This is a genomic window from Agathobaculum sp., from assembly GCF_050946325.1.
In the GTDB taxonomy this organism is placed as follows: Bacteria; Bacillota; Clostridia; order Oscillospirales; family Butyricicoccaceae; genus Agathobaculum.
In genome coordinates this window covers 1-8,635 of the sequence record NZ_JBMNUP010000073.1, presented here as the reverse complement: position 1 = coordinate 8,635, position 8,635 = coordinate 1, and the positions used below count along the sequence as shown (strand labels likewise).

The window sequence follows — 8,635 nt, the reverse complement described above, 5'->3', positions numbered from 1 at the left end:
CGGCGTCCGTTTATCGGCATTTTCCTGCGCCCGACCGACTGCACCTTCACGCCCGAGGAGTGCGACGACCTGACCGCCGACCAGCTGATTGAAACGCTGGCCGAGCAGGCGCACAAGGTATATGAAGCCAAGGAGCAGGCGCTGACGCCGCCCGTTATGCGCGAGCTGGAGCGCGTGGTGCTGCTCAAAAACGTCGATACCAAGTGGATGGACCACATTGACGCCATGCACGAGCTGCGCAACGGCATCGGTCTGCGCGCATACGGCCAGCACGATCCGGTGGTCGAATATAAGCGGGAAGGCTTCGATATGTTTGACGCGATGGTGGACGCCATTCGGGAAGACACGGTGCGCATGATGTATCTGGCGCAGCTGCGCACGCAGGAGGAGCCCAAGCGCGAGCAGGTCGCCAAGGAGACGGGCGCGGCCGGCGCGTCGGACGGCACGACCAAGCCCGCGCCCAAGCGCGTGGGCAAGAAAATCGGCCCGAACGACCCCTGTCCGTGCGGCAGCGGCAAAAAATATAAGAAATGCTGCTACCTCAAGGCGGATAATCCGTACAAATAAAAAAGGCGGCCCGCTGCGCTCTGCGCGGCGGGCCGTTTTGCCGTTTTTCCTGCCGTTTTGCGGTGCGGCCGGTCAGTCAGACGCTGTTTATCCGATCATCTGGCCGACATTGTGCGCTGCCTTGTGGACCGAGTGCTCGGCCCGACGCGCCATGTGCTGCGCGTTCCGGCGCACCGAGGGATTGAGCATTGCGCCCGCCGCAACCATGGAAACCACCGCGCCCGCGACCGCGCCGGTCGCAATGCCGGAAACAAAGGGAGATACATGCATTTTCTTCGCCGCCTTTCCTGTTTTTTGTGAGCGGCGCGCCAAACAGCGCCCGCGCCGCCCGTGCGTTTTGGTGCTGCACGAATAGTATGTCCGCTTTGCGCGCAGACTTGCCTCTGTGCGGGCGCACAAAATTTGCTTGAAAAAACAAATTTATTTTGCGCAATCGACGGTTTACAAACCGGGCATCCTATTATATAATAGATGCAACAATCCGCCTTTAAGGCGCGGCCCGTGAGCCGTCCAAGGCAGAAAACAGTGCATACGCCGTCAGCCACAGAACAGGGGGACAGGTGTAGATTTTGGTGCGGCTTTCTGCGTTTGGTGCGGAAGGCTGTTTTTTATTGCATTTCCGAAGGGAGGCGGCAAAATGGCCGAGCAAAAGGCCGTTATTCTGGACGCGGACGGCGTGCGCCGCGCGCTGACCCGCATCGCGTTTGAAATTATTGAAAAAAACAAAGGGACGGACCACCTGCTGCTGGCCGGCATCAAAACGCGCGGCGTTTATCTGGCGCAGCGCATCGCCGCCAAGCTTGGCGAGGTGGAGGGCAAGGCCCCGCCGGTGCTTGCGCTGGATGTGACCCCCTGGCGGGACGATAAGCCCCGCGGCAGCGGCAGCCTGCCGCCGCTTGACCCTCGCATCGCGGGCGCAACCGTCATTCTGGTGGACGATGTGCTGTACACCGGCCGCACGGTGCGCGCTGCGATTGAAGCGCTGGCGCACAGCGGCCGCGCAGGGCGCATCCAGCTTGCCGTGCTGGTTGACCGCGGGCACCGCGAACTGCCCATCCGGCCGGATTATACCGGCAAAAACCTGCCCACCTCGCGGGAGGAGCGCGTTTCCGTACGCCTGACCGAGGTGGACGGCGAAGATACTGTTGTCATTTTGGAACACGAAGATACAAAAAACGATTGCGGCTGAGAAAGGAAGAGCATTTATGTCGATCCAAACACTGGTAGAAAAAATCAAGGAAAAGGGCAACCCCACCGTTGCCGGGCTGGACGCCCGCCTCGAGTACATCCCCCAGCACATCACCGCGCGCCATATGATGCTGCACGGCGAAACGCTGCGCGCAGCGGCGGAGAGCGTCGTCACCTTCAACTGCGGGCTGATCGACGCGCTGTGCGATATCGTCCCCGCGGTCAAGCCGCAGGCGGCGTATTACGAGCTGCTCGGCTCTTACGGCGCGATGGCGCTCAAGGAAACCATCGACTACGCCCACGCCAAGGGCATGTACGTCATCGGCGATATCAAGCGCAACGACATCGGCGCGACCGCCACGGCTTACGCGGAAGCCTACCTCGGCAAGACCCGCGTGGGCGATACCGAGATCGCGCCCTACGGCTGCGACAGCGTAACGGTAAACGGCTACCTCGGCACGGACGGCGTTGAGCCCTTCCTGAAGGAGTGCCGCAGCCGCGAAAAGAGCCTGTTCATGCTGGTCAAGACCTCCAACCCCTCCTCCGGCGAGCTGCAAAACCGCGATATGGAAGGCAGCCCCCTGTTCGTCCGCATGGCCGAAATGGTTGCCAAATGGGGCGAGGGACTGGATATGCCCTGCGGTTACAACCAGGTGGGCGCGGTCGTCGGCGCAACCTATCCGGAAGAGCAGAAGGTCGTGCGCGAGCTGCTGCCGAAGAGCTATTTCCTGGTGCCCGGCTACGGCGCGCAGGGCGCGACCGCGAAGGACATCGCAAACGCCTTTAACGACGACGGCCTCGGCGCAATCGTCAACTCCTCGCGCGGTATCATGTGCGCGTGGAAGAAAACCGGTAAGGACGGCCGCGATTATAAGGAAGCCGCCCGCGCGGAAGCCATCCGTATGCGGGATGAGATCGTTGCGGCAATAAAATAATAAAGGTATAGGGGGTACCCGTACCCCCTATATACGGCATCCGGTTCCGGAGAAAGCGGATGCCGATACAGGTATTATCGCGCCGTTAGGCGCGTAGCCAATTAGAAAATGGCGGTACGCTGCCATTTTCATAAAAAGCCGCGACATGCGCGTGGCTTTTTATACAGGTACGAAGCAAAGTTTCGTCTATCGGAACTTTGCGCAGTTTAGGACATATCCGCGTCGCCGGCGCGGTATGTCCCCTCGATTGAAACTGTAGTTTCAATCGAAGAGATATAAGGAGCGTGGGAACTTGAAAAAAGCGTATTTACTGCTCGCGGACGGCACCCTGTTTGAAGGCACCGCCGTCGGCTATGAGGGACAGAGCATCGGCGAGGTCGTGTTCAACACAGGCATGGTCGGTTATCAGGAGCTGCTGACCGATCCCTCCTACTACGGTCAGATCGTCACCATGACCTATCCGCTGATCGGCAACTACGGCATCAACTGCGAGGATAACGAATCCCGCAAGAGCTGGGTATCCGGCTTTATTGTGCGCGAGGAAACCGAATATCCCTCCAACTGGCGCTGCAAGATGACGCTGGACGAATACCTTAAAGAGCAGAAGATCGTCGGCCTTGCGGGCATTGATACCCGCCGCCTGACCCGCAAGCTGCGCAGCGAGGGCGTGATGAACGGCGTGATCTACACCGAGGGCTTTGAGCCGGACGAGCAGACCGTTGCCGCCATGCGGGACTTTGTGGTAAAGGACGCCGTCAAGACCGTAACGCGCGGCGAAAGCAAGGTCTATCCCGCGGAGGGGCAGGAAAAATACCGCATTGCGCTGTATGATTACGGCGTCAAGTACAACATCGAGCGCGAGCTGCAAAAGCGCGGCTGCGAGGTTGTCGCCGTGCCGGCGCTCACCCCGGCGGAGGAGATCATCGGCAAGTTTGACGGCGTGATGCTGTCCAACGGCCCTGGCGATCCGGCGGAAAACACGGAATGCATCGCCATCCTGAAAACGCTGGTCGAAAGCGGCATGCCGATTTTCGGCATCTGCCTGGGCCACCAGCTTTTGAGCCTTGCCATCGGCGCGCAGACGACCAAGCTCAAATACGGCCACCGCGGCGCAAACCATCCGGTCAAGGATGTGGACACCGACCGCACCTATATCACCAGTCAGAACCACGGTTACGCAGTTGTCAGCGAATCGGTCGATCCGGCTGTGGCGCGCGTGCGCTATGTCAACCTGAACGACGGCACGGCGGAAGGGCTGGAGCATATCGGCCGTCCGGTATTCACCGTGCAGTACCATCCCGAAGCCTGTGCAGGCCCGATGGATACCTCGTACCTGTTTGATAAGTTTATGGAAAATATCGCAAAAACCAAGGGAGGCGCTCAGTAATGCCGCTGCGCAAAGATATTAAAAAGGTAATGGTACTGGGCTCCGGCCCGATCGTCATCGGCCAGGCGGCCGAATTTGACTACGCCGGCACGCAGGCGTGCCGCGCCCTGCGCGAGGAAGGGCTGGAGGTCGTGCTCGTCAACTCCAACCCCGCCACCATCATGACCGATAAGGCCATGGCAGACAAGGTCTACATTGAGCCGATGACCATCGAAGCCGTGCAGGAGATCATCAAAAAGGAGCGTCCGGACTCCCTGCTGCCCAACCTCGGCGGCCAGACCGGCCTGAACCTTGCCATGGAGCTGTGCGAAAGCGGCTTTTTGGAGCAGATGGGCGTCAAGCTGCTCGGCGCCAAGCCGGACACCATCGCCAAGGCGGAGGACCGCCAGATGTTCAAGGACACGATGGAAAAGATCGGCGAGCCGTGCATCGCGTCCAAGGTCGTACACACGGTAGAGGACGCAGTCGATTTTACCCGCGAAATCGGCCTGCCGGTCATCATCCGCCCCGCGTATACGCTGGGCGGCACGGGCGGCGGCATCGCCTACACCTGGGATGAGCTGCGTGAAATTGCGGCGTCCGGCATCATGTACTCCCGCGTCGATGAAATCCTCGTTGAAAAGTGCATCACCGGCTGGAAGGAAATCGAGTTTGAGGTCATGCGCGACGCCAAGGGCAACGCCATTACCATTTGCAGCATGGAAAACGTCGATCCGGTCGGCGTGCACACGGGCGACTCGATCGTTGTTGCGCCCGCGCAGACCCTGTCGGACAAGGAGTACCAGATGCTGCGCACCTCGGCGCTCAATATCATCGATGAGCTGGGCATTGAAGGCGGCTGCAACGTGCAGTACGCCCTGCATCCGGAATCCTTTGAATACGCGGTCATCGAGGTAAACCCCCGCGTTTCCCGTTCGTCCGCGCTGGCTTCCAAGGCCACCGGCTATCCGATTGCCAAGGTGACCGCCAAAATCGCCATCGGCTACGGTCTGGATGAGATCACCAATGCCGTTACCAAAAAGACCAAGGCCTGCTTTGAGCCGACCATCGACTATATTGTGTGCAAATTCCCGCGCTGGCCGTTTGATAAGTTCGTGTATGCGGACAATACCCTCGGCACCCAGATGAAGGCCACCGGCGAGGTCATGAGCATTGACACCAGCTTTGAAGGCGCGCTGATGAAGGCCGTGCGCGGGTGCGAAATCAAGCTGGACAGCATGATTGTGCCGCGCTTTGCCGCGCAGTCGGACGCGGAAATCAAGAAGGGCGTTGCCCGCACGGACGACCAGCGCCTGTTCCACATCTGCGAGGCGCTGCGCCGCGGCATCATGACCATTGAGGAGATTCACGAGGTCACCACGATGGACGTGTTCTTCCTGCACAAGTTCCAGAACATTGTAAACATGGAAAAGGAACTCGCGTCGGCGGAAGAAATCGACAGCGGCCTCTACCTGCGCGCCAAAAAGATGGGCTTCCTTGATAAGACCATCACCGCGCTTTCCGGCAAGGACATTTCCGCGGTTAAGCGCCTGCCGGTTTACAAAATGGTCGATACCTGCGCGGCGGAATTTGACGCGGAGACCCCCTACTACTACTCCACCTTTGACGAGGAGACCGAGGTTGCGCCGCCCAGCGGCAAAAAGAAGGTGCTCGTTTTAGGCTCCGGTCCGATCCGCATCGGTCAGGGCATTGAGTTTGACTACTGCTCGGTACACGCGGTGTGGGCGCTGCAAAAGCTCGGCTGCGAGACCGTCATCATCAACAACAATCCGGAAACCGTTTCTACCGACTTTGATACCGCCGACCGCCTGTATTTCGAGCCGCTCACGCCCGAGGATGTGACCGGCGTTGTCATGGCGGAAAAGCCGGATTACGCCATCGTGCAGTTCGGCGGACAGACCGCCATCAACCTTGCCGCCCATGTGGAATCGCTCGGCGTGCCGATCCTCGGCACCCCGGCCTGGTCGATTGACGCGGCGGAGGACCGTGAAAAGTTCGACGTCATTCTGGAAAAGTGCGGCATCCCGCGTCCGGCCGGCCACACGGTCATGACCGAGGAAGAGGCCGTGCGCGCGGCGGAAGAGCTGGGCTATCCGGTGCTGGTGCGCCCGAGCTATGTGCTCGGCGGTCAGGGCATGGAAATTGCGCACAAGGAAGAGGACGTGCGCGAATTCATGCAGGTTATCACCCGCAACAAGGTGGAAAACCCCGTGCTGGTTGATAAATACATGATGGGCCGCGAAATTGAGGTTGACGCCATCTGCGACGGCGACGATATCCTCATCCCGGGCATCATGGAGCACTTTGAGCGCGCCGGCGTACACTCGGGCGACTCGATTGCCATTTACCCCTCGATCAACATTGAGGAAAAGCACAAGCAGACCATCATCCAGTATACCGAGGCGCTGGCCAAGAGCCTGTCGGTGCTGGGTCTGGTCAATATCCAGCTTGTTTTGTACAACGATCAGATCTATATCATCGAGGTCAACCCCCGTTCGTCCCGTACCGTGCCGTATATCTCCAAGGTGACCGGCGTGCCGATGGTCGATCTGGCGACCCGCTGCATGTTCGGCGAAAAGCTGCGCGATATGGAGTACGGCACCGGTCTGTATCCGGAAAGCGACCACTATGCGGTTAAGGTGCCGGTATTCTCCTTCCAGAAGCTGCGCGACCTGGATACCCAGCTCGGACCGGAGATGAAGTCCACCGGCGAGGTGCTCGGCGTGTCCACCTCCTTCCGCGAAGCGCTCTTAAAGGGCCTGACCGGCGCGGGCTTCCGGATGAAGCGCAAGGGCGCCGTGCTGATTTCGGTGCGCGATTCGGACAAGCAGGAAGCCATCCGCATCGGCGAGCGGTTTGAAGCCCTCGGCTTTGATATCTACGCTACGAGCGGCACGGCCAACGTTTTAAACCGCCACATGGTTGCCACCAACGCCATCCGCAACGTGGACGAGCCTTCGCCCAACATCATTGATTTGATTGAATCGGGCAAGATTGACTATGTCATCGCCACTTCGGTCAAGGGCCGCCATCCCGAACTGGGCTCGGTACACATCCGCCGTACCGCGGTTGAGCGCGCGATTCCGTGCCTGACCAGCATGGACACAGCCTCCGCGCTGCTCCGCTGCCTGGAGGGTGACATCAAGATCGAAAACTGCGAGATGATTGACATCAACACCATTTAAGCCGCCGTTTTCCGGCAGACAAAGCCGCCCCGAAACCACAGGTTTCGGGGCGGCTGTTTTTCTCGCTCTGCTTCGGCGCGCGCACTTTTTTACAGATTCGGGTCAAATTCACATTCGATCAGCAGCTGCTGCTCTCCGTCCTCCCACCATTGCGCGACGGCCAGCAGCGAAGCCTGCTGCCCTTCATACGGCACAAAGCCCGCGTCCGGATTGGTGGTATCAAAGAAGAGCGAAGCGTCCTGCATGGTATAGGTCTCGCCGTTGAAGCGCAGCTCAAAATCGCCCAGCGCAATCGCGCCGCCGAAGCAGTCCTCGCACACGATTTCGGCCGGCGCGTCCAGCAGGAACTTGGGGAAGGGGTCTTCCATCACGGCTTCTTTCCTGCCGTTTTGCAAAATGCAGGCGCCGTTGATTTCCGAGCCGAGGATGGTAACGCTGGCGCCCGCGTCAGAGGTGTTGATGATATCGCCCTCAAAAACGCAGTTGTCAAATACAATCTGCGCCCGCGCGCCGCTGATCGTCACATCTTTTTCAAACACGGTGTTTTCCACCACGCGGTTTTCGTCCTCTTCAAGCGTAAAGCTGTATTCCGCCGCAGGGGTGCGCGCATCCGTCTGCGCGGTGCCGGTATCGTCTGCCGGTGCGGTATCGTCCGCCGGTGCGGCAGGGGTGCCGCCGCAGCCGGGCAGCAGCAGAAGCGCCAGCAGCATGCCTGTTAGCATCCAATGTTTTTTCATCGTTTTCCCTCCGTTTTTGTTTTGTGATGCAAATAAAAAAGCGCACAGCCGAAGCCGTACGCTGAAAAACGCATTGCTCCGATTGCTGCGACACAACCTTTCAAATCATCCATACGAATGCGAAAGCAGAGCATGCATTTTTACCATAGTAAAATTACACACTCGTACAGATGAATATTTGGTTGTGTCGCAGTTTTATTGTAACATGCGGCGCGGAAAAAGACAAGAGCAAAGACAGCCTGCGGCGCACAGAGCGGGGGAAAGGGCTTTCTTTTTTGCCGAAATTCCTGTACAATAGAAGCAGTATCACCGAAAGGGGAAAATATATGTCGATGCAGGAGATCTGCCGCGTTGCACAGCAGACGCGGCTGGGAGAAGGATTATATGAAACGGTGCTGGAAGCGCCGCAGATCGCGGCGGCGGCACAGTGCGGACAGTTCGTACACATTGCCTGCGGCGAGGGCAATCTGCTGCGCCGCCCGATTTCGATTTGCCGCGCGGCGGCGGATCGGCTCACCGTTGTCTATCAGGTCAAGGGCGAGGGCACCCGCTGGCTTGCCGAACGGCGGGAAGGCGATACGCTTGATGTGCTCGGGCCGCTCGGCCACGGGTTCGATGTGGCGGCGCTCGGCGCAA

General features: G+C 59.3%; 7 protein-coding genes and 1 pseudogene. 6 read left to right on the top strand and 2 right to left on the bottom strand.

Annotated elements, in window-relative coordinates:
• On the top strand, window positions 1–567 hold a 567-nt coding region (locus tag ACOYIE_RS06945; protein ID WP_433411733.1), incomplete at its 5' end, for an SEC-C metal-binding domain-containing protein.
• A gap of 87 nt (window positions 568–654) precedes the next feature.
• Here the strand turns inward: ACOYIE_RS06945 and ACOYIE_RS06940 are convergent.
• On the bottom strand, window positions 655–837 hold the full coding sequence (locus tag ACOYIE_RS06940; RefSeq protein ID WP_433411731.1) for a hypothetical protein: 183 nt from the start codon (window positions 835–837) through the stop codon (window positions 655–657).
• A 367-nt stretch (window positions 838–1,204) separates the two neighbouring features.
• Here ACOYIE_RS06940 and pyrR point away from each other — a divergent pair, with 367 nt between their 5' ends.
• The 4 genes from pyrR to carB all read left to right on the top strand — a co-directional run bounded on the left by pyrR (window position 1,205) and on the right by carB (window position 7,262).
• Entirely contained in the window at window positions 1,205–1,756 is a 552-nt protein-coding gene (pyrR, locus tag ACOYIE_RS06935) for a bifunctional pyr operon transcriptional regulator/uracil phosphoribosyltransferase PyrR (RefSeq protein ID WP_433411729.1), read from the top strand.
• A gap of 16 nt (window positions 1,757–1,772) precedes the next feature.
• Window positions 1,773–2,690, top strand: a complete 918-nt coding sequence (pyrF, locus tag ACOYIE_RS06930; protein WP_433411728.1) for an orotidine-5'-phosphate decarboxylase — start codon at window positions 1,773–1,775, stop codon at window positions 2,688–2,690.
• Window positions 2,691–2,982: 292 nt separating this feature from the next.
• Window positions 2,983–4,077, top strand: a complete 1,095-nt coding sequence (locus ACOYIE_RS06925; RefSeq protein WP_433411726.1) for a carbamoyl phosphate synthase small subunit — start codon at window positions 2,983–2,985, stop codon at window positions 4,075–4,077.
• Window positions 4,077–7,262 carry a carbamoyl-phosphate synthase large subunit gene (carB, locus tag ACOYIE_RS06920; protein WP_433411724.1) on the top strand — a complete coding sequence of 1,062 codons (3,186 nt, stop codon included), beginning with the start codon at window positions 4,077–4,079 and terminating at the stop codon, window positions 7,260–7,262. Before ACOYIE_RS06925 ends, carB begins: the two co-directional genes overlap by 1 nt.
• 89 nt (window positions 7,263–7,351) lie before the next feature.
• On the opposite strand, the gene ACOYIE_RS06915 is transcribed toward carB, so the two are convergent.
• The gene (locus ACOYIE_RS06915; protein WP_433411722.1) at window positions 7,352–7,999 is read right to left on the bottom strand and encodes a hypothetical protein; all 648 of its coding nucleotides are present in this window, start codon (window positions 7,997–7,999) and stop codon (window positions 7,352–7,354) included.
• Window positions 8,000–8,325: 326 nt separating this feature from the next.
• Here ACOYIE_RS06915 and ACOYIE_RS06910 point away from each other — a divergent pair.
• Window positions 8,326–8,635 (top strand): annotated as a pseudogene (locus tag ACOYIE_RS06910) (dihydroorotate dehydrogenase electron transfer subunit); the annotation flags it as partial.